Origin of the sequence: Paraburkholderia adhaesiva, from assembly GCF_021390575.1 — a bacterium.
Lineage (GTDB): Bacteria > Pseudomonadota > Gammaproteobacteria > Burkholderiales > Burkholderiaceae > Paraburkholderia > Paraburkholderia adhaesiva.
In genome coordinates this window covers 58,636-84,443 of sequence record NZ_JAJEJQ010000004.1, presented here as the reverse complement: position 1 = coordinate 84,443, position 25,808 = coordinate 58,636, and the positions used below count along the sequence as shown (strand labels likewise).

General features: G+C 61.9%; 16 protein-coding genes. 15 read left to right on the top strand and 1 reads right to left on the bottom strand.

The window, feature by feature from the left end; all coding sequences use genetic code 11:
• The first annotated feature begins 18 nt into the window (after positions 1-18).
• The 6 genes from L0U80_RS28470 (at position 19) to L0U80_RS28445 (ending at position 15,825) form a co-directional block, all read left to right on the top strand.
• Positions 19-2,202 carry a hypothetical protein gene (locus tag L0U80_RS28470; RefSeq protein ID WP_233874140.1) on the top strand — a complete coding sequence of 728 codons (2,184 nt, stop codon included), beginning with the start codon at positions 19-21 and terminating at the stop codon, positions 2,200-2,202.
• 29 nt (positions 2,203-2,231) lie between these two features.
• Positions 2,232-3,319, top strand: a protein-coding gene (locus L0U80_RS28465) for an IS3 family transposase (RefSeq protein ID WP_233862864.1) whose coding sequence is annotated in 2 segments (ribosomal slippage) — positions 2,232-2,481 and positions 2,481-3,319 — 1,089 coding nt in all. Because the reading frame shifts where the segments join, the coding sequence is not laid out codon by codon here.
• Positions 3,320-3,378: 59 nt separating this feature from the next.
• Entirely contained in the window at positions 3,379-4,272 is an 894-nt protein-coding gene (locus L0U80_RS28460; RefSeq protein WP_233874137.1) for a hypothetical protein, read from the top strand.
• Between the two features lie 895 nt (positions 4,273-5,167).
• Positions 5,168-14,227 carry a two-partner secretion domain-containing protein gene (locus tag L0U80_RS28455; RefSeq protein ID WP_233874133.1) on the top strand — a complete coding sequence of 3,020 codons (9,060 nt, stop codon included), beginning with the start codon at positions 5,168-5,170 and terminating at the stop codon, positions 14,225-14,227.
• Between the two features lie 309 nt (positions 14,228-14,536).
• The gene (locus L0U80_RS28450) at positions 14,537-15,412 is read left to right on the top strand and encodes a hypothetical protein (RefSeq protein ID WP_233874130.1); all 876 of its coding nucleotides are present in this window, start codon (positions 14,537-14,539) and stop codon (positions 15,410-15,412) included.
• The gene (locus tag L0U80_RS28445; RefSeq protein WP_233874127.1) at positions 15,409-15,825 is read left to right on the top strand and encodes a hypothetical protein; all 417 of its coding nucleotides are present in this window, start codon (positions 15,409-15,411) and stop codon (positions 15,823-15,825) included. Before L0U80_RS28450 ends, L0U80_RS28445 begins: the two co-directional genes overlap by 4 nt.
• Here L0U80_RS28445 and L0U80_RS28440 read toward each other — a convergent pair.
• A complete protein-coding gene (locus L0U80_RS28440) occupies positions 15,809-16,366 on the bottom strand; it encodes an RNA 2'-phosphotransferase (protein ID WP_233874124.1) in 558 nt (185 codons plus the stop codon). The two genes, L0U80_RS28445 and L0U80_RS28440, sit on opposite strands and share 17 nt — an antisense overlap.
• Before the next feature lie 205 nt (positions 16,367-16,571).
• On the opposite strand from L0U80_RS28440, the gene L0U80_RS28435 reads away from it, so the two are divergent.
• From L0U80_RS28435 to L0U80_RS28395, 9 genes are all read left to right on the top strand, one after another.
• Positions 16,572-16,871 (top strand): hypothetical protein, encoded by a 300-nt coding sequence (locus tag L0U80_RS28435; RefSeq protein ID WP_233874833.1) that lies wholly within the window; start codon positions 16,572-16,574, stop codon positions 16,869-16,871.
• A gap of 16 nt (positions 16,872-16,887) precedes the next feature.
• Positions 16,888-17,352 (top strand): DUF2846 domain-containing protein, encoded by a 465-nt coding sequence (locus L0U80_RS28430; protein WP_233874121.1) that lies wholly within the window; start codon positions 16,888-16,890, stop codon positions 17,350-17,352.
• 85 nt (positions 17,353-17,437) lie between these two features.
• Complete coding sequence (locus tag L0U80_RS28425) at positions 17,438-19,966, top strand: two-partner secretion domain-containing protein (protein ID WP_233874118.1); 2,529 nt, start codon at positions 17,438-17,440, stop codon at positions 19,964-19,966.
• Between the two features lie 8 nt (positions 19,967-19,974).
• A complete protein-coding gene (locus tag L0U80_RS28420) occupies positions 19,975-21,774 on the top strand; it encodes a ShlB/FhaC/HecB family hemolysin secretion/activation protein (RefSeq protein ID WP_233874115.1) in 1,800 nt (599 codons plus the stop codon).
• Positions 21,775-21,796: 22 nt separating this feature from the next.
• Positions 21,797-22,675, top strand: a complete 879-nt coding sequence (locus L0U80_RS28415) for a foldase protein PrsA (RefSeq protein WP_233874112.1) — start codon at positions 21,797-21,799, stop codon at positions 22,673-22,675.
• An 82-nt stretch (positions 22,676-22,757) separates the two neighbouring features.
• Positions 22,758-23,618 (top strand): hypothetical protein, encoded by an 861-nt coding sequence (locus tag L0U80_RS28410; protein WP_233874109.1) that lies wholly within the window; start codon positions 22,758-22,760, stop codon positions 23,616-23,618.
• Complete coding sequence (locus L0U80_RS28405; RefSeq protein ID WP_233874106.1) at positions 23,615-24,025, top strand: hypothetical protein; 411 nt, start codon at positions 23,615-23,617, stop codon at positions 24,023-24,025. The genes L0U80_RS28410 and L0U80_RS28405 overlap by 4 nt, the downstream gene beginning before the upstream one ends.
• A gap of 238 nt (positions 24,026-24,263) precedes the next feature.
• Positions 24,264-24,500, top strand: a complete 237-nt coding sequence (locus tag L0U80_RS28400) for a hypothetical protein (RefSeq protein WP_233874103.1) — start codon at positions 24,264-24,266, stop codon at positions 24,498-24,500.
• A gap of 300 nt (positions 24,501-24,800) precedes the next feature.
• Positions 24,801-25,484, top strand: a complete 684-nt coding sequence (locus tag L0U80_RS28395; protein ID WP_233874100.1) for an ATP-dependent Clp protease proteolytic subunit — start codon at positions 24,801-24,803, stop codon at positions 25,482-25,484.
• Positions 25,485-25,808 lie beyond the last annotated feature (324 nt).

Here is a 25,808-nt window from a genome sequence, read left to right as displayed (position 1 = left end):
GAAACAGGGGGACATCCCATGAGCTCAAGCGCCTACCGGCGGGTGATCGAATCCGCTGCCACCGGCAAGAAGTTCCACGTCCTGCAACTGGTGCGCCGCGACCCGCAGACGGCCGCGATCCTCGCCAAGCTCGTGCCCCCGGTCAATCCCCCGCAGTACAGCCAGACAGGACAAAGGGAGATCACGCAGCCCAACCTGTATGAGTTCCGCAATGCCGCGGAGCAGACCGCGCGCAACATTAACGACGCGGAAACGGTGATGGGCCTGCTGCCCGACATGGAGCTCGCGCAGCAGGTGCTGGTGGCGAGCATCGGCTCGCCCAAGGACATGATGTCGATCGACCTGACCTTCACGCCACCGGAGGGCCTGATGCCGCCCGACGTGAGCGGGGCGCTCATCGACCGCTACCGGCGGCACTTTGAGCAGGTCCATAAGATCAAGGCACTGATTCCCGAGATCCTGAGGACGGCACTTTTCCAGACTGGCTCATGGCCCGTCGCCGTGATTCCGGAAAACTCGGTGGATGCCGTGATCAATGGCGAGCAGCGCCTGTCGATGGAAGCGCTCTCGGAGCACATCTACGCGGACGGAACGCTGCGACCGCTCGGCATCCTCGGGCCTGTGCAGAAATCCGCCCCCACCGAGCAGAAGACGACAGGCATTTCTGCCGAGTCGTTCGCCGAGCCGCATTTCAACGCGTGGGACAACCGGCATCTCGGGCAGGTGAGGTTTGAACTCGCCTTCACCCAGCCGCTACCGGTCCCCGACGTATTTCTCACCGTTACCGACAATCCGACGGTGCTGAAGATCCCCGAGATCAAACAGAAGATCCGCGAGCGCCGGATTCTCGAATCATTGAAGTCTCCCGCGCTGGAGTCGGTTGGCTACGGTCGCGCGGGGTTGGGTGAACGGTCGATCGCCCAGATGAACGACCGCGAACTCACGGGACTGCTCTACCGCAACCGGCAGTACGGCTACCAGCCGATTGCGAGTGTCAAGACCCAGGAGCAGCTCACGCGCCGCACGGTGGGGAGTCCCCTCACGATGCACATCCCTTCGGAAGCGGTGATTCCAGTTCACGTGCCGGGCACCCCCGAGCACCAGGTCGGATTTTTCGTGCTGCTCGACATGGAGGGGCATCCGATCGTGCGCCAGGCGATCACCGACTCGTACCAGCAGATGACGCAGCAGCTCAATACGGGCGGCTCGTTTCCCTCGGCGATGATGAACAAGGTGAAGTCCCAGATGGAGGGCTTCAACATCACGAACCGCGAGTCGATCGACTACAGCGCCCGTGTCTATGGCGACATGATCGAGCAGGACCTGCTCGCGCGCCTGCGCAACGGCGTCTATGGCTCGGGGGTGGAGCTCGCGCGCCGCGAGGAGGTCTACCGGGTGATGTTCGCGCGGGCGCTCGCGCGCCAGAACAGCCAGTTGCTCTTCATCCCTGCGGAGTTCATGACGTATTTCGCGTTCCGCTACAACGAGAACGGCATCGGCGAGTCGCTGCTTGACGAGATCCGCATCCTCAATGGCTTGCGTACCACGCTGCTTTTCGCGAACGTGATGGCAGGCGTGCGCAATTCGATCGCGCGCACCGACGTGAAGATCAAGCTCGATGAGGAGGACCCGAACCCCGAGAAGACGATGGAAACGATCATGAATGAAACCGCGCGTCTGCGCTCGAACCAGATGCCGGTGGGGATCAGCTCGCCCTACGATGTGCTGGATTTTATCGGGCGTGCCGGGTTCAATTTCGTGGTCGAGGGGCATCCGGGCTATCCGGATGTGAATATCGATTTTGGCGAGAAGAATACGAACTACGCCAAGCCCGACACCGATCTCGAAGACAACCTGCGCAAGCGCGCGCTCATGAAGGTAGGCACGCCCCCCGAGCTCATCGACACCGCGAGCCAGCCTGAGTTTGCGACCTCGATTGTTACCAGCAACACGCTCATGTCCAAGCGCGTGATGCAGCTGCAGGATGAATTCCATCCGCAGCTCGCAGCCCACATGCGCATTCACGTGATGAACACGCAGGAGACGATGGAGGACATGTTGCAGATTCTGCGCGATAACTTCGCCAAGCTCAAATTCGATCAGGAGGACCGGCAGGAGGCGCGGCAATGGTCACGGTTGCACGCGGAAGTTCCGGCTGATCGTAAGGTAATGCCCCCGCAAATCCATCGTCGGGAGAAGTAGAATTTTCTCGTTAAGAGGGAGTTCTGCAGATGAAGAAGTCGAGATTCACGGACAGCCAGATACTGGAGGCGCTCAAGCGCGCGGAGGCCGGACTGGCGGTGCCGGAGCTGTGCCGGGAGCTGGGCATCAGTTCGGCGACGTTTTATAAATGGCGCTCGAAGTACGGCGGCATGGACGCGTCGATGATGTCGCGCATGAAGGAACTGGAGGCGGAGAATGCCCGGCTTCGCAAGATGTACATCGAGGAGAAGCTCAAGGCTGAGATTGCCTCGGAGGCACTGCAAAAAAAGTTCTGAAGCCATCTCGTCGGCGCGAGATGGCAAAGCGGGTTGTGCAACAGCGGCGCGTGTCAATTCGTGTGGCGTGCGCGGCGTTTGGCATCAGCGAGTCGTGCTACCGGTACGAGGCGAAGTTGAACACGGAGAACGAAGAGATTGCCAACTGGCTGCTGCGTATCACGGGTTGCCATCGCAACTGGGGTTTTCTGCTGTGCTACTTCTACCTGCGTAACGTGAAGGGATTCGGCTGGAACCATAAGCGCATTTACCGGATTTACCGCGAGCTGGAGCTGAACCTGCGCATCAAGCCGAAAAAGCGGCTGGTGCGGGAAACGCCGCAGCCGCTATCGGTACCGGAGGCCATCAATGAAGTGTGGTCGATGGACTTCATGCATGACCAGCTGGTTGACGGGCGCAGTATCCGGACGCTGAACGTGATTGATGATTTCAACCGCGAGGCGCTGGGCATCGAGGTGGATTTCTCGTTGCCATCCGAGCGGGTGATTCGCACGCTGAAGCAGCATATGGAATGGCGAGGCAAGCCGAAGGTCATCCGGTGCGACAACGGCCCGGAATATCTGAGCGCGGCCATCGTGACGTGGACGCAGAAGCAAGGCATCCGGTTGGAATACATCGAGCCGGGCAAGCCGCAGCAGAATGCGTATATCGAACGGTTCAACCGGACTGCTCGGTACGAATGGTTGTCGCAGTATCTGTGGGAAGACCTGGAGCAGGTTCGCGAAGCGGCGGCCGACTGGATGTGGATTTACAATCACGAGCGCCCGAATATGGCATTGGGCGGTTTTACCCCGAAGCAGCGGCTGGCCATGGCCGCTTAGTTTCTACTTCTGCCCACCGTGGAAAACGGGGGCATTACCGTAAGGCCCAGGTGCGCGTGGTGACCGAGCGCCCGATTCGTGAGAAAGGCGACAACGATGGCGACAGGAACATCGCAGAGGAACAGAAGGAATATCTGATCGGGCAGATTCTTACCGAATTCCTCATGAACATCGAGGTGTCACTGCCGCGGCCGAACTCGTCGACGCTCGAAAACCAGGTGACAGCCCTTGAAACGTACACCAAGGCGCTCGACGCGGGGCTCGAGGCGTGGCTCTCGGAAAAATTCTTTACCGTCGACACGGGGGGGGACGTGGCCGCAAAGATCGAAGTCCTCAAGGAGGTGGCCAAAGCCTATTTCGTGCGCCTCTACATGATCGAAAACGGCATGCTGCCGGAGCTCGCGCAACTCACGACGATGGACGAGGACGGCAAGCCGCTCGTGGATGTGTTCCGCATGCAGACCGAGCACATCGAACAGCTGCAGAAGGCATTTGGGGACTTCTTCAAGGGGCTGCTGCCGATTACCAACCGCGCCAACGAAAAGTTCAAGACCATCCAGGACAAGAGCACGACCGAAGCGACGGGTACCGACACGTATTCATCAGGACAGGATATGTCGGGCGGTGAAGGCGGCGGGTTTGGCGGCTGGGGGGCAGGTGGTGACATGGGCGGCGCCATGGGATCAGATATGGGCACAGGGGAAATGCCGGAGTTTGGTGGGGGCGGAGGATTCGGTGGTGGCGGAATGGGGGAGGGAGAAACAGCGCCCACGCCGTCCGAATTCGGTACGGGCAAGGAGCCTGGGGAGGAAACTGGGGAACGGACGGCACCGGAAGAGGCGGAACCCGTTGCAGAGGAAGAGGAGGAGAAAGAATCAGAAAAGAACAGGAAGGAAAATGAGGAAGAGGAAACAGAAGAGGAGGAAAAGACAAAGAAGAAACCGGGTGAATAAGATTCCAGCGCACGTTCATTCGCGCTGGAATTATCGATTTCATAGTGCTTGACAAAATATCGGCGCAGTGAGTGCGGTAGCCGGGCAGGGCGGTTACATCCGGATATCCGGCAGGCACCATCATGCGACAGAACCGAAAGCGTGTCGTTTTTTGTCATCCTCGTTCGCGAGGTCTGACAGTCAACGGCTCGTCCCTGTATTTCTCTACAGGCGGGTGATGTCGGGGGGAGCCTTCGGGCTCGCCGGTCGTCCAACCCAGGCATTCGCCCGCTTACCCGTCCTGGCCGGTGCTGCGGGCTGTTCCCGCAGGACGCCGGAATCTCCTCTCCCGTATGTTCACGCTGTTCAGCTACCCTATCATTTTTTTTATAATTATTATGGATATCTAACAAGGTTGACGGCTGGGAGTGATCTTCTTCCTGCGCGTCAGGTCAACACCTTGTAGGCCCTGCTGTGCGAGAACGACCGCCTCGAGAATTTTGCGGTGCTCGCGGCCAGTCACGCGCAGCAGCGTGTGGCCGGGCACCATTGAAGCCCAGCGTCAGGCATTGATGGACGTGTTCCAGCAGGTCGGCCGGCAGGCCAAATCCTGTGCGTGCCTGGACGCTGCGTTCATCGTCCAGGCGTTACATCAGACGGGGGAGTGCCCACGGATGGTACGACGGCGACAGCAATACTGCGCTTCTTATGAGAATTGTACAAATTTGTACAAATAGCATTCCTGACAGAGCCAGAAAATGAGCCGTTGGCGCAACAGGTTCTTGTGGGATGTTGATGGCCGTCAAGCTGTGCGTCAGGTGTTGACGATTCTTGACAGTGCGGAGGCCCGCCGAACTGTTACGGTTCGGCCGTCCAGCAGTCTGTTGCAAAACAAGTCAGTAAAAATTCACAAGCAATGACGACACATCTGAGAGGTTCCCTGGTCCGGCATCGCGCGGCATTCGACAGCCGTCGTTTCATTCGCCTTCCGGGCGAAGGGAGAACGGACGCGCATCGTCCGCTGTGGATGCGCGCGACCGCCGCCGTCATGACGGTCGTGATGTATTTGGCGCCCGCCGTGCTGCTTGCCGACCAGACTGCGCACGCCGCGCCGATCGTCGACCCGCGCGCGCCCGTCACGTTCCTGCCGACCGTGACGCAGACCAGCACCGGGGTCCCGGCCGTCAATATCGCCGCGCCCAATTCCAGTGGCCTGAGCGCGAACCAGTACAGTTCGTTCAATGTCGACAGTGCGGGGATCGTGCTGAACAACAGCCTGGTGGCGGGCACGCCGCTGCTGGGCGGCACGCTCGGTGCCAACCCGAACCTGAACGGCCGCACGGCCACCACGATTCTCAATCAGGTGACCTCTGCCGCGCCCTCGACGCTGGCCGGGCCGCTTGAAGTTTTCGGCAGTCCGGCAAGCATCATCATCAGTAATCCGAATGGAATCAGTGTCAACGGTCTTTCGCTGACGAATGCACCGGGCCTCGTTCTGACCACGGGCGTGCCGCAGTTCATCACCGGCCCGGGCGGCAGTACAACGAGCTTCGCGAACGCGGGCGCCGTCGCCTACAGCGTTTCCTCGGGCACCATCGCAGTCAACGGCCCGGCAGGCGTGAACGGCCCCGGCGCGGGCATCGAGGGGACGGTCGGCAACATCGATCTCATCGGTCAGTCGGTGAGCCTGGTCGCGCCGCTTTACGCGAACCAGACAGTCAACGTCATTACAGGCAACCAGACGGTGACACCCACCGCGACGGGTGCATCGGGCACCGGCTACGGCACGTCGAACGTGATGGCGGGCGCTCCGGGTGTAGTGGCCGTCGACGCGAGCCAGTACGGATCGGTCACGGCGGGGCAGATCTATATCGTCTCCACGGCCGCAGGCCAGGGCGTGAATATGCAGGGGCCGCTCGCGGCCACCGCCGGTGACGTGAGCGTCAGTTCGAATGGCGACATCGTCGTCGGGCAAACGTTTGCGAACCAGAACGTCAGCCTCACGGGGGCAGGCAGCGTGTCGGTCACCGATACGGGACTGGCGAACCAGAACTACACCGTCACCGCGGCGGGCGACATCAACGCGACGGGGAGTGTGTCGGCGGGACAGGACGTGTCGCTCACGGCAGGCAATAACCTGAACGCAGCATCAGTCGCTGCGAACGGCCAGGCGAGCCTGGTGGCCGGCAACTCGATGACGCTCGGCTCGCTCGCAGCGAATGCGATCGCCCTGCAGACGGGAACCGGCGACCTCACCGTCAATTCGGCGCTGACCGCGCCCGGCACGATCGCGGCCACCGCGGGGCGCGACCTGACCATCAACGGGGCGGTGCAGGGCGGCAGCACGGTAGCGCTCACGGGCGCGCGCAACGCGACAGTCAATGGCTCGGTGAGCGGCGTGGGCGACACCACGCTGACCGCGCAGTCCGGCTCGGCGTCGATCGCCGGTGACGCGGTTACCAATGGTGTGCTCGATGTCAGCGCAGGCCAGAACGTCAGTGTGGGTGGCAACCTCTCGGCGCTGGGTGCCGTGACCATCGCGGCGACGCACGGCAGCGCACAACTGGCGGGGACGGTCGTGACGCCCGGTGCGCTGGCCGTGACCGCCGGCCAGGACGTGGCGCTGGACGGACAGACCCAGGCGCAGACGGCGACGGTCAGTGCGGGCGGCAATCTTGCCGTGGACGGTGCGGTGAACACGACGGGCGCGCTGACGCTTGCGGCCACGAGCGGCAACCTCAGCGGCTCCGGCGCCATCGGCACGGTCAGCGGTGACGTGGATGTGAGCGCCGGGGGCAGTATCGACTACAGCGGGGTCATCCAGTCGGGCGCCCGCCTGGGTGTGCTGGCTGGCGTGGATGCCAGTCTCGCGGATATTTCTGCGCCGGGGGCGATCACGGTGCAGGCCGGCCGCGACGTGAACGAGACCGGCAATGTGACCGGGGGCGGTACGGTGGCGCTCACCGCAGGGCGCAACGCGGCGGTGAGCGGCTCGATTGCCGCCGTCGGCGATACGACGATGACGGCGCAGACCGGTTCGGCGTCGGTGGCGGGCAGTGTGCAGACGAACGGGGCGCTGACGACGACCGCCGCGCAGGACGTGTCGCTGGGTGGCACTGCGCAGGCGCAGGGACCGGTGACGATTACCGCAACAAACGGCTCGATCACCGGGCAGGGCGATGTCGCCTCGTCGGGTGATGCCGTCTCGCTGAGCGCAGGCCAGAACGTGCAGGCGGGCGGAAATCTGCAGGCCGGCACGGACCTCGCCGTGAGCGCGGGCGCGAACGCCACGCTGGGCGGCACGGTCACCGCACCCGGCGCGGTCAGTGTGACGGCAGGGCAGGACGCCACGCTTGGCGGGACGGCGACCGCTGGCTCGACGCTGACGGTCGCGGCGGGCAACAACGCGTTGATCGACGGCACGGTCGGGTCGATCGGCAACATGACGCTGTCGGCGGCAGCCGGTACGCTCGCCACGGCCGGCGACGTGGTGACCCTGGGCACGCTCACCGCGAGCGGTGAGCAGGGCGCTAACCTGGGTGGCACGGTCTACAGCCAGGGCAATGCGTCGATTACCTCGGGTGCGGGCGCGGTGTCGGTCGCGGGGACGCTCACGAGCCCCGGCACGATCACGGTGAGCGCGGCGCAGGATGCGACGGTGGCGGGTGCGGTGCACAGCGGCAGCGACACGGGTGTCAACGCAGGCGGCAACGTGACGCTGAACGGCGGCCTCGAAGCCGACGGCACGGGCAATGCGACCGTCACGGCGGGCGGCAACATCACCGGCAGCGGCGCAATCAACGTCGCGAACGACACGACGCTGAGCGCCGGTCACAGCATTGCGCTCACGGGTGCGGTGCAGACCGGCCATGACCTGACGGCCACCGCCGCGCAGGACGTGACGACGGGCGCGGTGACGGCGGTGGGCAACGCGAGCATCACGGCCACGAACGGCAGCGCGACGCTTGGCGGCGATGTGCTGACGGGCGGCAACCTGGGTGTCACGGCCGGCACGGATGTGAACGTGCCGGGCAGCGCGCAGGCACTGGGCGACCTGAACCTGAATGCGCAGGGGGGCAACCTCACGGCGGGTGGCCCGGTCTCGACGGCGGGCAACGCGACGCTGAACGCGGGCCAGAATCTCGCGCTGAACGGCCAGACGACCATCCAGGGCAATGCCACGCTCACGGGCGCGAACATCACGACCCAGGCGTTCTCGGCCGGTGGCAACCTGACGGCCACCGCTGCGCAGAACCTCGACACGTCGGCGGGCGCGCTGGCCGTGAACGGCGCGGCCACGCTCCAGGGCGTGACGGTGACGACGGGCGATGCGACCGTGGGCGGTACATACAGTGCGACCGGCACGCAGAGCCTGACGACGACGGGTACGGGCGCGTATCTCGGCGACGCGACGCTCTCAGGTGGCTCAGGCGGCACGGTGACGAACAGCGGCACGCAGATGGCGGGGGGCACGCTGACCGTATCGGGCTCGACGGTGACGAATGCGGGCGCGCTCTCGGGCCTGACTGCTGCGAACATCAACGCGACGAACCTCGTCAACAGCGGCACGGTGTACGGGCCGAGCACGAATATCACGGTCGCGAACAGCGCGACCAACAGCGGCGCGCTGATGGCGACCGACGCGCTTACGCTGGCCACATCCACGCTGGACAACAGCAACGGGCTCATCTTCGCGGGCGACGTGAACAACCCGACCTCGGGCGCGGGCGACGTGACGGTCAACCTGACCGGCCCCGCTGGCAGCTTCAGCAACACGAACGGACAGATCCTCGGTTTTGACAGCGTGACGCTGAATCTGCCCAATGAGGCGCTTGATCCGTTGTCGGCCACGTTCGGCACGGCCAACGGCGGTAACGCATTCAACCTGTCGGTGGCGGCGATCACCAACAGCGGGACGTGGACGTTGCCGGATACAGCTGTCAGCGTGACGGCGAGCCAGGGCATCAGCAATACCGGCACGATAGACCAGGCGTCGGGGTCGCTCGCGCTCAACGGAGCGGTGGCCAACAGCGGCACGATTAGCGCGCAGGACCTGACGATCAATGGCTGGCTGGCGAATGCGGCGGGCGCGACCGTGCAGGCGAACGATGCCTTCACGCTCAATGGTTCGGGCACGAATGCGGGGACGGTCGAGGCCCTCAACAACCTGACCCTCAGCGGCGCGAGCTACGACAACTCGAACGGTATGACGCAGTCCGGTACGGGCACGGCGGGCACCGGCGACATGTCGATCAACCTGTCGGGCGATCTGATCAACGCGGGCGGGACGATCACCGCGACCAACGATCTCGCGATCACGGCGAACGCTGTCATCAATACGGGTGCGACGGCCACCGGGGCCACGACGACCACCACCACCACGGTTGAGAACACCCCGTTGCTGATGTCGACCGTCGTTGGCACGGAAACCCTGGTCGCGGTCATCAACCCAGGGGCGCTCGTAGGCACCGCGGCCAAAGAGACCATTCCGTTGACGTTGGGTGATCTGCTGTCGCCAAGCGGCGCTGCACCGGACATGAAGGCATGGACATCATATTTTGACACGAGCTACTCGATCCCTGGTTACGCTCTTGGCGGATACGCGACCTTTCAGCCAGTCGTGTCCACCCGGACAGATCCGGTCGCGACATCGGGTACGGTCGAGCTCGTCAATGTGCCGACAGCCATAGCATACTTTGGCAGCAGTGTGTTGGCTAACTATTCGACTGCTTACTGGTATATCCAGGATGGCAGCGTCCCGACTTCGGGGTCAGTTTATCCTGCCGGAACATATCGTACTTACGATGTCGTAACCGTAGCACTGCCAACGGTCACCGAAACGGTGACGACGACCGGCAGCACCACCGACAACTCGGTGATCGCCGCCGGGCATAACCTGACGCTCACGGCAAACGACCTGCAGAACACGGGTGGCACGGTCAGTGCCGGTAACGACGCGAACCTCAACATCAAGTCGCTGGAGAACGGTGCGGCCACGTATTCGCAGACAGTGACCGATACGGTGGATGCAGCCTCACTTGATACGTTCCTGACGGCATTGACGACATTGCCCATACCGAATCCAGTGGGCCCTACGTATTCGGGGGCGGGAGTCGTGGCAGTCTATGGTTCCGGGATGCCTTACACGGTTACTACTAGCGATTACGCCCCTGCGACATTCTCAATCGATGCACCGGGGACGGTGGCGTCGCCCTCGGTGAGTTCATCGGTGACGGTGCAGGGTCAGGCCGGGCAGATCGTCGCCGGTCACAATGTGGACCTCTCGGGCGGCAATCTCACGAACGCGGGCACGATTGCCGCGGCGAACGACGTGAACATCACGGCGGGCAGCTTCACGAACCAGGGGACCAACACCGGGACGATGACGACTACCGCCGGCTGCGCGGCAGGCTACAGCGCCGGCTGTTCGTCGCTGTCGACCACAAATCCCAACTCGACGGCGTACAGCTACCAGCAGATCAATGCGAACGTGACGGCGGGCAACGATGTCGTGATCGCCGCAAACACGGTCAGCAATACCTACGGCAACCTGGTGGCGGGCCGAAACGTCGTAATCGGCGGCGCGGGTACGACGGCGGGCGATACGTCCACGACACCGGTGAGTGTCCCGCAGGCCGCGAGCGTGGCGAATATCTCGGGTGCGATTGCAGCGGGCAACGATGTGGACATCAATGCGGCGAGCCTTGTCAACACGATCGCGGCGCCGGTACAGATTCACCAGAACTACGGCAGCGCAACGCCCTACACGGGTTGTTCGTCGAACTGCGAGGCGTATGTCGAGGTGCAGTCAGCCGATCCGGCGACGATCACGGCCAACCATGATGTCAACCTGAACGCAGGTACGTTCTCGAACACAGGCAGCCTGGTGAGCGCGCTGAACAACGTCACGGTCAACGCGACGACGGGCGCGAGCAGTGACAACCAGTACCTGAACGCGTACTGGCACGCGAATCTCACCTATTTCGATGCAAATTTCCCGGCGTGGGGCTGCTCGAACGATCCGTCACTGTGTGCGTCGCTCTATGGCAGTGCATACCAGAGTGCGCAGGCACAGGACCCGGCGGGACTGCCGGATGCCGTGGGATTGTCTGACTTCGTGCCGGGCACGATCGAGGCAGGCAATACGCTCGCGGTGAACTCACCCACGCTGACCAATACGGGCAACGTGATCGGGACGACCGTGAGCCTCACGGGCTCGACGCTCGTGAACGGGCTCACGAACCTGGACGTTTATACGCCACCGCCTGCGGTGGCAGGCCAGGTGATCACGCTCGGACCGCCTTCGGTGCCGTCAACAGCGACCACGACAGTCAATGCAGCGGGATTGGTGACGAACCTGGCGGGCAAGCCGGTTTCGGTAACGGGCGCGGCGGGCCTGCCGTCGAACTCGCCGATTGGCGTGACGACAGTGGGACAGCCGGTTGCGCCGGGCAGCGTGACGTCGGGCACGCCATCTGGCGCGCAGGCTGGCACCGCCTCGGCAGGTACGGCTGCCAGCGTGGCGAATGGCACGATGGTGCAGACCGTCGGCGGACAGACGGTCGACGTGACGTACCTGCTCAACAGTCCGGCCTCGGCGGTCACGAACGACCTGTCGCCGGCGGCGCTTATCGCGCAGTTGCCCGCGAGCCTGCAGCCGGACACGACGCAGTTCTACTACGACCCGTACACGCAGGCGCAGCAGGTCGAGCAGGCTGCGCTGCAGGCGACGGGGCAGTCGAGCTTCTACGCGCTGCCGTCGCAGACCGACAGCGCGAGCCAGACGACCGTCAATAACCTCGATACGGCGGCGCTGTACGGCGCGGCGCTGCAGTATGCCGAGCAGAACAACGTCGCGCTGGGCACGCAGCTGAGCGAGGCGCAGCTTGCGCTCGTCAATGCCCCGATGCTCTGGTACGTCGAGGAGACGGTGCCCGAGCCGGGCTGTACGGCCACGGGTAACGGCGCATGTCCGACCGTACAGGCGCTCATGCCCGAGGTGCTGCTGCCGCAGAACTTTGCGGAGGTGAACGCGGACGGCACGATCACCGGCACGAACGTCGCGCTGAACTACGCGAACAGCATCCTCAATACCGGGACGATCAGCGCCGACAGTCTGACGGTCAATACGGCGTCGCTGACGAACGAGCAGCGCTCGACCAACATCGGCGACGTTTACACGAGGCTGGCCGATGGCGCAGGCGTGACGGATACGACCGGCACGGTGGTGCAGCAGGGTGGTGTGATGACCGCCGCCAACTACGACCTGCAGGTGCAGAGCCTGAACCAGATCGGCGGTGTGCTGGAGCAGCTCAATGCGGACGGCAGCGCGAACGATGCCGCGACCGCGCAGCTGCTGGCGAACCTGAAGAACCAGCTGGGCAGCAGTTTCATGCAGACCACGGTGAGCAACGATCTGCAGACGACGGTTGTGGCTGACGATAGTGAAAGCCTCTGGGGCAAGCTGTTCACGATGGTGACGATCGCGGTGATCTCGATGGGCGCAGCCTCGGCAGCGTCTGCGGCGGTCGGTGTGGCATCGTCTGCGGCGGGAGCCGGGGCAGCAGGCTCGGGCGCGACATTCGCCGCGGCAGGTACGGGGGTAGGGGCGCTGGGTGCGGGCGTCGGCAACGTTGCGCTGTCGGCTGCGGTCGGTAGCATGGTCGACAGTGCGATGACGCAGACGGCGTTCGGCAATGACTTCAGTTTTGGCGCAATGCTGGAAGCGGGCGCAACGGCGTTCGTAACGGCAGGCCTGACGAACGGCATTACCTATAGCGATGCAGCAGGCGTCGGCTTCACGACGACGGCCTCGTCGAACAGCCTGGCTGCGCTGGCAGGCGTGCAGAGCGTGGGCAATGCGCTGGTGCCGACTGCATCGAGCGCGACGGGCAGCGGCGTCGAAGCCGGTCTTGCACTGGCGGCAGCCGCGGGCATTCAGGCGGGTGCGCAGAGCCTGATCGAGGGCGGCAGCTTCCTGACGAACCTGCGCAATGATGCGGTAGCGGATGTCGCGGCGTCGGCGAATTATGCGATCGGCAATCTGTTCGGTCCGACTGGTGATGATCCGAACATGCTGGCGAGCATCGTCAGTCACGCCGCATTGGGGTGTGCGGCGGGAGCAGCATCGGGTGAAGGATGTGGTGGCGGGGCCATTGGCGGGGCCGCGAGCGCGGCGTTGTCACCGAGCCTGGTGAGCGCGATGGATCCGTCAGGCGCACCGCTTAATGCAGCGCAGCAGGCGGTGCTGGCCGCGTTTGCGACGGCCGCTGGTGGCAGCGCCGCGATCCTGACGGGCACGAACCTGCAGGGTGCAGTGAGTCAGGCCACGAGTGAGGCGCTGAATAACTCGGGGGCGTGGCAGCACATCGTCAATACATTGAAGAACGCTGGCGTTACGGCAGCGACCTGGTTCACTACGCCGGCAGGCATGCTGGTCGCCAATTCGATTGAGGCTGCGGGTGTTGCTGGGGAGGACGAGGGACCGGTTGAAGCTGCGGAAGGTGCGTTTGCCGCAGAGGAAGCAGCGATTTCAGCTGGCGCGGCAGCCACAAACCGCGACGCTACTGCTGGCTTAAGCGGAATCAACTTTTATGTAACATCTGATGGGACTGCAGTGCCGGCGACGGGCTATCGTGCGGTGGGTGGTCCTGCAGTTGCAGAGGCCCAGGCAGGGACGATCGCGCCTCGCAATCCGACGTATATTACGTTTGACGACATCACTAACATGAGCCCGTCTGCGGCACAAAGCCTTTTGCAGTTGCCGCGGACACCGTCCAATTGGGTTAGTTTTGATACGCTGCCGCTTATCAATGATTTGTCGATCCCAATGGGAAAGTGGAATACGACTACAACGCCCGAACCGATCACCAATACATTCCCTGAATGGGGAACTGGTGGAGGCACGCAAGCCATTACGAACCAGCCGATTCAAGTCAAGGGCTTCGGGACGCTCCCAACAGGGAACGGGAAATGAAAGGAATTGCCTACTACTATGCGGAATTTCAGCGCGACCTCGATGCTGCGGATGCCAGTATGGGGGCGGCTTTCAAAACGTTCTCCTCAACGCATAGTCCAAGGGAAGTGTTTCTTTGGCTAGAGCGGTATCGCACTCAAGGGCAATTGCCGGTCACTATGGAGCACCTATTGACCGACTTTTATTGGGAGATAACTTAGGTGGTGGGGATAACTCGCCACAAACAGTGCGGTTAGCCAAGCCGCATTGGGGTGTGCGGCGGGAGCAGCATCGGGTGAAGGATGTGGCGGTGGGGCCATTGGCGGGGCTTTGTCGGCGGCACTGGCAAACCAGATCGCAACGCTTGTGACGGGTGGTCAGGGGATTACCGACCCCAGCCAGTTGGCAGCGGTCACGGCAGCGACGATGCTGCTGGGTGGCGGTGCGGCAGCGCTCCTCGGGCAGAACGCGAGTGCAGCAGCCTTGGCAGCCGAAAACGAGACGCTGAACAACACCTGCGCGGCAGGCCACAATTGCGGGACACTGGCGAGCGCGGTGAAGGATACCGGACGAGCGGCATGGAATACTGCGCTGGGTGCGGTGCAGTCCGTGCCGAACTTGGTGAGCGGGGCATTGCCGGGCTACCCGGATTATGTTCCGTTCCTGAGCAGCTATATGCTGCCGTACGACGACCCGGACTTCGGAAGTCTGGTGTCGTTCGCGGGAGCGCTTGGTGTAGGCGCGCTGGTAAGTGGTACTGCTAAATCCGCTGCAACTGAGGCGGCCACAAATAATGCGGTAGCTGGCTCGGTCGCAGATGCGAACTTTGCGCAATCTGCTATTAACGCAGCTGGTACATTTAGTGCCGCAGGCGCCGCCAAGTACAGTCAACTTGCGGGCGTACCTATAAACACAATCGATGACTTGGCTGGGGCTATTGCGAGCGGTCTTATTAGGCCGAGTCAACTGCCTGTCGACTATGTGGTTTCATCGAATGGAACGCAGTTAATATTGAATACACGCACCTCCGTTGCCCTGAGTCAAGCAGGGATACCGCAGTCAGAATGGTACGGAGTCAATCAAACTGGTGTTCAGGTGCCTGGTATGCCAACTGGGACTACTTTTAACGATTTAGCTGCAGCGCAATTGGCACGAAACAAGCTATCGCCAACAGGGACATCTACTGTGCCGAGGGGGTCAAAATGATGAAGATAGGTCGCGGCATTGAAGTTCTCGACCCCTATGAGTGGCTTCCGGGGCACGGTGAGAATGCTGTAAATGTTCGAACGGAAGGTACTGACCTGATCGTTACGATACAGTACGACTCCGATGCAGGGGAGTGTGAGCGGGAACTGCGGTGTGCTTCTGCTTGTTCTTTTTACTCACAACTATTTCCAGGGCCCTCGATGCTTGAAGTTGAGGAGCGTGATGTCGCATTGCTCTTGCGCGGAGTGTTGGTTGAATACCCCGATTCAGATGCTGCCAAGGCTTGGGTCCGGCATTTTGTAAATTCCAGAGATGTTCGCCATTACAGCATCGCTTTCGTGGCGGAAAACCTCCTGCTGGAAGTTTTGGCGAGTGATGTCTCGCTCGGTGAGCCCACTATCCGATCAATTTAAGAAATGCGGGTGGAACAAAGTCTGTGAGCCAGACACCGTTCTCTGCGAGAAAGAATTTGAAACCTTGATGGTGCATTCGCAGGGCCTGGATTTCTAATATCGCTGGCTTTCCGTGGCGCATCCCGACAGTGACAGCAGTGGGGATGTCAAGTGACAGATGTACATGGTGGCGAGATCCGGTCTTTAGTCCTTGCTCCATAATTGGGGTAAGAAAACGCGTAGCAGTGCCGTGATATAGGACTTCCGGTGGTGCTGTCTCTGTGTACATGCGTCGCACGATTGGCGTCGAATGTCCTTGGACAGCACGGATTCGTTGATTGTCGTCCGAAATGGTGAATCGCTTCTTGCTGTTGGTAACTACAACAGCGTGGACTGTTGCCTTGTCGAGCGCATGTCCATGCTTGTTCGCACATTCAATTAAGTCATCGATATTTGCCCAGCCCTCCGTATCGAGCTGCAAACCAATGGCATGCGGTTCGTGGCGAAGGATATAGCTGAGGTATTTACTGATCTGGTCGAGATGCGTAAGGTTTGTGGTCATACGAAGAAGCCGATTGAACTATGAAGTGGAACCTCGATTGAGAGGTCAATGTGTTTAGGAGTTGACATAGTGCCACGCTTCGCTGTCGGAGCATAAGCCAACGGACACTTATGCAGAACTTGGTCCTTTGTTCTCACGGTGCCCCACTGAGTAGCGGGATCATTCGTCGGGCAGGGGGCGGTAGGTAGCAGTATTGAAAATTAAGATGCAGAAAACTACAAGTTTGGCGCGCGTTGTGCGCGCCGGGTGTGGACGTGGCCTGCTACGTCCGCTGTGCCTTGCAGTTGGGCTTGCGCTGACGATTCTTGGCGCATACGCCGCCGACATCGTCGCTGAAGGTGGCACCGCGACCAGCGTCTCGACGGCAGCCAATGGCCACCAGACGGTCAGCATCGTGCCAGCGGTCGGAGGCGTGTCGAACAACACCTACCGTTCGTTCAACGTATCGACGGCAGGCGCGGACCTGGACAAATATTTTCGCCGCTGGATAACCCGGCTTCCATAACGCCTTGAGATACTGAATGATGAAGATGTATCGTGCTTTTTTTGTCGCTTGTGTTGTTGCGCTTCTGGCTGCGGGGTGTGCATCAGGTCCGCAATACAAGGATATGGCAGCGTCTATTCCGACGCTGGCAGATGGCCAGGGGCGAATCTATTTTTTCCGCGAGACTTCGCTCTTCGGTGGCGGGATTCAGCCTGAAATCCGCGTGAACAATACGGCAGTCGGTAACTCGATTCCGGGGGCATTCTTCTATGTTGACGAGCCCGCAGGGAAGTATACGGTAGCGACCAAAACCGAGGTTGAGAAGGATGTGACCTTCTCGCTTAATTCGGGCGAGACCAAATATGTTCGTACTTCTGTCGGTCTCGGCATTCTTGTTGGGCGGATCACTCCGACGCTGGAACAAGCCGGTTCGGCGCAGTCGATTATTCAGGGCCTGAAGTACGAAACTCATATTCCTGAGCCGGTGAACCAGTTCAGGTGAGATTGATTTTGATAGAAATACCTTCCCAATCGATTGCGGTGGAATTGGAAAGGCGTAGCAGATTCGCGATTGTGAAGAACGAAGAATGAGAATATCCAGAAAAATCGCCTCGGAGCGCACCGGGGAAGGGTCGACAGCACTGAAGCTGTTCAGTCTTTGCGTGGCACTGGCGTTCGCCATGTCGGGTGCGCATGCCGCCGGGATCGTCACCGATGGTGGTACTGCAACCAGCGTCTCGACGGCGGCCAATGGCCACCAGACGGTCAGCATCGCGCCAGCGGTCGGAGGCGTGTCGAACAACACCTACCGTTCGTTCAACGTATCGACGGCAGGCGCGGACCTGAACAACGCTGGCATCAACGCGCGTACCATCGTCAACCAGGTCACCAGCACGAACCCCTCGCTGATCCAGGGGGCCGTCAATGTGCTGGGCGCTCGCGCAAACGTTATCCTGGCGAACCCCAACGGCATCACCGTGGATGGCGGCTCATTCGTGAACGCCGGCCACGTCGTGCTGTCGACGGGACAGGTCAGGTTCGATGATCTCACGCTGGCTCCGGGCCAGATCCAGCGCAACATTGTGCTCACGACGAACGGCGGTGCGATCACGATCGGACCGGGCGGCCTCACGGGAACGCTCATCAATCTCGACCTCGTCTCGAAGCAGCTCGCGGTAAATGGCCCGATCACGAACGACTATTCAAGTTCAACCGGCGGCATCCGCGTGATCACCGGCAGCAGTACGACCACGTGGGACACGGGCCTCTCGCCCTCCGACAACGGCCACGACTGGCTCATCGGCCTGACTTCGCCAGACGTGCAGGGTCCGGCCTATGCGGTCGATATCACCGAGGCGGGCGGCCTCACGGCTGGCCGCGTACAACTGATCGTGACGGATCAGGGCGCGGGCGTGCGCAGCGCCGGCACGCTCAATGCCACGGCAGGCGACGCGGTCGTGCAGGCCAATGGCGACGTCACAGTCGCGGGCGGTTCTATCACCGCAGCCAATGACGTCACGATGACCGCAGCCGGTGCGGTGTCGGTGCAGGGCACGCCGGTCAAGGCGGGCCACGATGTGAATGTGAGCGCCGGCACCACCATCGCGCTGCAGGGCGGTTCCGTCGAGGCAGGCAGCGATACAACGCTTGATGCGCTGGGTGGTCCGATGACGCTGCAGGATATGACGGTCACCGCTGGCCAGGATGTCTCGCTGACCGCAGCCGGTGCGTTCAGCGCAGCGGGCTCTCAGGTGCTGTCGGGTGAGGACGTGCTGCTGCAGGCGGCTGGCATCACGCTGGTAACGGACGGCACGGGGCCTTCGACGATCTCCGCGAACCGTAACGCGATCCTCGCGAGCAGTGGCGACCTCACCAGTACCGGCAGCACGATCCAGTCCGGCAACGACACAGCCATCAACGCGGCGGGCGCGGTCACGCTGCAGGACGCGCAGACGCTGGCCACGCAGGACCTGTCGCTGACTGCAGGCGGCGCACTGTCGACGCAGGGCGGCCTGATCGGGGCCAGTCGCGATGCAGCGCTCCAGGCCGCCGGCATAACGGTGTCCGACGACGCGTCGGGTCCGGCGACCGTGCGGGCCGACAACGCGCTGACGCTGACGAGCACGGGAGATATCTCGAACACCGGCAGCCTGATCCAGGCGGGCGTCGTGCAGCCGGATGGCACGTCCTCGGGCGGCGACCTGACGCTCGACGCCGGCGGCGGCATCACGAACCGGTCGGATGCCACGAACCTCGGCATCCTGTTCTCGGCCAACGGCCAGGCACTGCTCAGCACACAGAGCGATATCACGAACGACAATGCGCGAATCCTCGCCAATGGTGCGATCACACTCGCCGCGCAGGGCGACGTGAACAACATCATCGACCATACCGGTGGCATCAATGGTGGCGCACCCGTGGCGTACTCGTATGAAGGCGGACGGTTCCTGTTCTTCCAGCACACGTCGAGTGGTTTCAACGTCGACTATGGCACCGTCACCGAGCCGGACCAGCTCGCGTATATCGCGTCGAGCACCGGGCCGGTCTCGATCTCCGGACATAACGTCACGAATTCGGGCGGCCTGATCGAGGCCAGCGACGGCGACGTGACGATCCACGCGCAGGATGCGTTCACGAACGCGGCGGTGTTCGCGGGTCAGGCGAGCTATTCGCAAAGCTGCTTCATCTTCTGCCACGGTAGCGCGTCGAGCAATGTGACGCCCTACGGCGGCACGATCTATTCGAACCAGAACGTGTCCATCACAGCCGGCACGAGCGCCGCGAACATCGGCGGCAACGTCATCGCAAACGGCAACATCACGGTCGATGCGCCGCTCGCCTATGCCACGGGCGTGACGGGCTACTCGGCGATCCACCAGGACCGGGGCTTCAAGGCGTTCTTCGGCTCGACCTGGGCGCAGCTCATCGCGACGGATACCGGCGGTGGCTTCTCGGCAGACGGGCTCGTAACGCTCACGGGCGACGCCCTGATTAACGGCGGTTATATCAGTGGCCTCCAGGGCGTCAGCGGCCACGTCACGACGCTGCGCGCGCCGTCGAGCACGCCGGTGCAGATCGGCCAGCATCTGGGCCTGGCGACGTGGTGGTGGTTCTGACGATGCGGATGAAAACAGCATGGCGGCTTGCCGCGCTTCCGGCGGCGCTCGCCCTTGTCACGAACGTCTGCGCACAGACGCCCCCTCCGGTTGCACCACCTGCGGCACCGCGCCCGGTGCAGGACCCGGCGCAGCAACTGATCGAACAGCAGCGCGAGCAGGCCCGTCAGCGGCAACTTGCCGAGCCGCCCGCGCAGATCGGCGTCGCGCCGCAGGGCGGTGATGCCTCGCTGAACATCCCGCTGGATACGCCGGTCGACCAGATCCCCGAACCCGGCCCGACCTTTCGTGTGCAGCAGATCGTGCTGACGGGGCCAGGCGGACAGCCGCCTGCACGCACTGCCGTGTCGCAGTCGACGCTTGATGCGATCACGGCGGCATTCACTGGCCACGAGATCGGCTCGCACCGCCTGAACGTGCTGCTACGGCGCCTGACCAACGCGTATGTCTCGGTCGGGTACGTCACCACACGCGCGGTGCTCGGACCACAGAACATCGGTGCGGGTACGCTGACGGTCGTGATCCAGACGGGCCGCATCGAGGCGTTCACGGTCAACGGCCGGCCCATCCAGCGTGTCCCGACGAACGGGCAGTCTGCCGGGGGAGGGTGGCTCACCGACGCGGGTTACCAGAACGCGTTCCCTTCCGGCCCGGGTGATCCGCTGCGGCTCTCCGACATCGATCAGGGCGTGTCCCAGATCAATCGCCTGCGGCGCAACCAGGCGAGCGTGCAGGTGCTGCCCGGGCAGGCCGTAGGCGATTCGGTCGTGGCCATCAGCAACCAGCCGGGTGACCGCACCTGGTACACACTTGGCGTGGACAACTACGGCGCGGCATCGACCGGTGTGACGCGCTACCGCGCGGGTATCGAGGCCGACAACCTGATCGGCCTGCAGGAATCGCTGAGCCTGAACTACATCGACAGCATCGAGAGCAACGCGCTGGTCGGCTCGTTCGCGATTCCGTGGGGACGCAACACGTTCAGCTATACGCTTTCGGACTCCGAATACCAGCAGCTCGTCGGTACCACCGCGCTCGAATACGGGCGCACGCTCAGCCACATCTTCGGCTGGAACTACCAGCTCGGGCGGACGGCCTCCGACCTCACGGCGCTCGATGCGACGCTCGCGTGGCGGCGCACCGACCGCGAGATCAACAACTTCGATCTCGACCCGCAGCGCGTGGCGGTGCTGCGCGTGGGCGGCAACTGGCTGCACCGCTTCGTGCTGAACGACGCGCCGGGCAATTTCACGCTCGACGCGGGCTTCTCGCAGGGCCTGCCGTGGTTCGGCGCGAACCATGACGCCGCAGCGATCCAGCGGGACGACGCGCATGCGCAGTTCACGAAATTCGACGCGACGGCGACGTGGACGGTGCCGTTGCCGAAGGTAGGCCCCGCCTCGCTGGCGTATCGTGGCGCGATGGGAGGCCAGTACACGAATGTGGCGCTATACGGTACCGACCAGTTATACCTCGGCGGCATGGACACAATCCGCGGTTTCCGCTCGGGCGATATCGCGGGCGACCGGGGTATCTACTCGCGCAACGAACTGGCCTGGGTGAACGTGCCGGTGTGGCACAACGGGCGTATCGAACCCTACGTGTTTCTCGATGCGGGCAAGGCGGACCTCATCGCAACACCGGGCTTTTCGACGCTGGCCGGTGTGGGTGCAGGCCTGCGTGCGCAATGGCAGTGGCATCACCAGCAGTTCTCCGCCGAAGGGCTGGTGGGGCGGCAGTTGTGCCGTCCCGCGGCCAGCGGCCCGAAGTCGACGCTCGCGCTCGGCACGGTTAACTGGACTTATTGAACTTTCGAAAAGAGGTAACAGCATGCTCCGATTCAAAAACACGATCCGTACCACCTGCCTGACGGCTTTCGCCTCCGTGACGCTCAGCGGCCTTGCGCCTTCGTTCGCACACGCAGCCGATGCGCCTGCAACGAACCTGCCCGCAGGCACGGTGGCCACCGTCAATGGCGTGGCGGTGTCGCAGGCCCAGCTCGACGCTGCCGTGCGCATGGTGACCGCGAAGACCGGCCAGCCCGAAACGCCGCAGTTGCGCCAGATCCTCAAGAGCGACCTGATCGCGCGCGAAGTGTTCCGCCAGAACGCGGAGAAGGCGCACTATGGCCAGAAGCCCGAAGTGCAGCAGGCGGCAACGGACGCAAAAGCCGATACCGAGATCCGGTTGTACCTCAAGGACAACATCCACGCGGAGGCGGTGACGGACGACCAGGTGAAGGCGCGCTACGACGCGATCGTCGCCGGGCTCGGCAAGGAGGAGTTCAAGTCGAGGATCATTGCCGTGGCGGATGAGGCGACGGCGAAGTCGGTACTGGGCAAGGCGAAGTCGGGCGCTGGATTCGATGCGCTGGCGAAGCAGTACAGCGTTGCCCCCAGCAAGGCGAACGGTGGCGAGATGCCGTGGGTGAGCTATCCGGTGCCGGTGACGGAGGGCAGGACGCAGGGCCTGCCTCTGGTACTGGCGCAGACCATCGCGAAGCTGCCGGTGGGCGGGATGACGCCGCAACCGGTCCAGGTGGGCAACGTCTGGGTGATCGTGAAGCTCGACGCGAAGCGCCCGACGCAGGTACCGGCGTTCGATCAGGCAAAGGACACGATGCGTCAGCAGTTGCAGGCGCTCGCGGTACAGAAGGCAGCGGCGCAGTTTACCGCCGCGCAGATCAAGGGCGCAGCCATCCAGCAGTGACAGTGATACGGCGGGCAGTCGCCATGGATGGCCTGCGAGGATTGTGCGCGCGTTGTTCACCCGGTGATGAGCGTGTGAACTGGTGAACAGGAAAAACCGCAATACGATGACGGCAGACAGTATGGAACAGATTTCATTCGAACAATGCTTCAAGGGCGCATGGCGAGATGCGTGGCGTTCCCTGATGAACAGGCCGGGCAGTGTACTGCTCCTGATCGTTTATCTTCTCTCATGCCTCGTCCAGGTTCAGATGCAGCTCGATGCGGCAACTGCTGGTCCAGCTGGCACCCCGGCCCTGTGGCAGGCCACCGTGAACATGGTGTGCTCGCTGGTCCGGCTTGCTGCCTGGGTTGCCCTGCCGGTGCAGGCGGCGAGGTATGTCCTGCTCGATCCTGTCAGGGCGCGTGCCAGCAAATTTCTTGATCGCGGCTTCTGGCGTTACCTGGGGGTTTGTCTGGCGGTCTTCGTGCTGGCAGGCGTCATGGCAGCAACCAGCGGATGGCTGGTGTCCGCGCTTATCCGTGCGCTGGGCGTGCGCTTTGAGCGTGCGTACACCGTGATGCTTGTCGCTGGCTTGTTTGTCGTCTGTCTGACGTATCTGAGCACCCGGCTGTGCCTGCTGCTCGCACATGTTGCGGCGGGCGGCCGGGTACGCTGGAGGCAGGCATGGCGTGACTCACGCGGTCGCTTCTGGAGTCTGTGGGGCAGCCATGTCATGGCGGCCCTGCCGCTTTCGCTGCCAGTGACGATTTGCTTCGCAGTCCTCCGGCGCGTTCTCAGGGGTGCGGGTGGTAACGCATCGGCCTGGTTCTTTGGGATCGCGTCGCCCCTTGCTTTTACAGTACTTCTGCTCGTGAGCGTATCGTGCTCGGCATGGCTGTACCGCCGTTACGCGATGGAGCTTCGGGAAACGCTCTCGCAGGAGCGAATTGAGCCGTCATGACGGGTAAGCATATAAAGGAGGAGAAAACAGGTCGCTATGCGGGGATGCTGTCCATCGTGCGGCAGCTTCGTCTGCCACACAGCGCGACATCTGCGGACTGGTGCGCCGGCCCACAGGGTTCGATCACGTTCAGCGGCATCGCCCGGCGCACCCAGGCACGAGCCGGACTGGGTGTTTCTGACCCGGCATTCCTCACGGCTCAGGTTATCGCACACGTGCTGTCATTCGACGAGGATACCTGTCTATCATTCCCGCCGATCAGTAACGTGACCGGACTGCCGGCACAAGCTGTCCATCAGGCGATGGATGAACTGCTTGAGGCCGGTATAATCAGGCGATGCAAGTACCCGCACAAAACCAATAGTAAAGCCTTGTACAGGCTGGTTACGACTGCTACGTCAAAATAATTTGACAAATCAAACTAAAACCATGGGTGAGCAGGAATATACATCCGGTACACGCGACGTGAAATGGCTGACGAGGTCACAAAGGACAATCGGGCAGGAACGCGGCAGAATGCGACTGCAGTGGACACCCCGGACCGCGATCATTGCCCTGATTATTTCGTTTGTTTTCAGTTTGGCTTTTCTGCGCCTGATCCTGGCAATCATTTTTTCAACGAATACAATCCAGCGCTAGTCCATCATGCTACGACGAACCATCACTTTGGTCATGTTCGCGCTGGTTATTTCGCTGTTCCTAGCCGCGTTCACTCCAAAGATGTATCAACTTGAGATTGCGTTTGACAGCGGCCAATCAGGTGAGATCGAGCTCCGTGCTGTCGACCGGGCAGGACGTGACGGCGGCACTTGCGGTCGCAGCGCTGGCCGCAGTGAATACGCCATCGAGCAGCGCGGTTACCGGCTGATCGTGCTGATCTGATTTAAGGCAAAACAAGAAACATCCGGACGCCCTCTCCACCGGGGAGGGTGCTATGCAGGCCAAATTTTCTCGGTCCCCAAGGGGGGCGAGGGGAGGAGTAGACAGCGCTTTACTCCCCGACTGCCGTGAACTGCGTGGCGATCTACGGTAAAGGTAGCATGCGGATGCCGGGACGCCAGTGGATCTGGTAAGGAAGTTCAAATCCGCAGGAGTTGTTCCGGAGTGACGGCTGAGGTTACCGCTTCCGGCTCACAAGGCTTTTCAGTAATAATGCAGTGCGAAACAAGGGATTAATTCGGCATGAACGTTTTCTACAAGCGATTTCTGTTTTCCATTGGAATCATTCTTTGCCTGATGACAGATGCCAGTGCCGACTACAGGAAAATATCCCAGACAGGCGATAGTACATCGGAAAAAGTGACCATCGCAAAAATATACTACACCGGCGGCATAAACATTCAGAAGACCAATGAGCTGATCGGAGCACTTGACGACCTGAACATGAATTACAGAAATCTGGGCAAGATCTATCTGTACATAAACAGTTATGGTGGCGATATGGACAGTGGGTATATCGCCTACCAGGCCATAAAAAGCTCAAGGATTCCTGTCGTGACGGTCAATCTTGCCACGGTGATGTCGGCGGCCACCATGTTGTTCTGTGGCGCAAGCGAAAGATCCTCATTTGAGGGGGCACAGTTTATCATGCACCCAGCCGCCATCTCGCAAAGCAGCCGTATGCAGCCTGACCAGCTGGAAATGGCACAGCAAACTCTGGGCAGATACAACCAGATGCTTGTTGATATCTACAAGGGATGTTCGGATTTCAGGGAGGGTGAACTCAAATCCATTCTGTACAGTGAAGACCAGAGGAAGGTGCTTTCGTCCGATGAGGCGCGGAAACGAGGGGTCGTAACAGAACTGACCAGTCGGATCGCTGATGCGCAGGTGAGTTATTTTGTTTCGGACGGGAATTCCAAATAACTGTGTTCGTAGTTCGCGAGAATGGATCACGCTTGAAAAATTCCGCTGTAATGACGCCGGGCATCGTTGACTCCGATGAAGATTGTCGGGCCCAGACGATGGGATGTTGAAAGAGAGGGAGAAAAAAAGGTTCTTCGCGGATTTCCGGGGGGGCCGCTCACGGACAGGCCGTACTCGGCCGATTGTGTTCAAAAACTCTGTTCTCTGCGGCGCAGGACCGGCTCGCGAAAAATCGGCCTCTCAGATCGCCTCACAAACCGCTCGTGAGCATCGGGTAGGGGTAAGAGGACTCCTCAAAACCGCACTGAACACTTGCTCGATGAG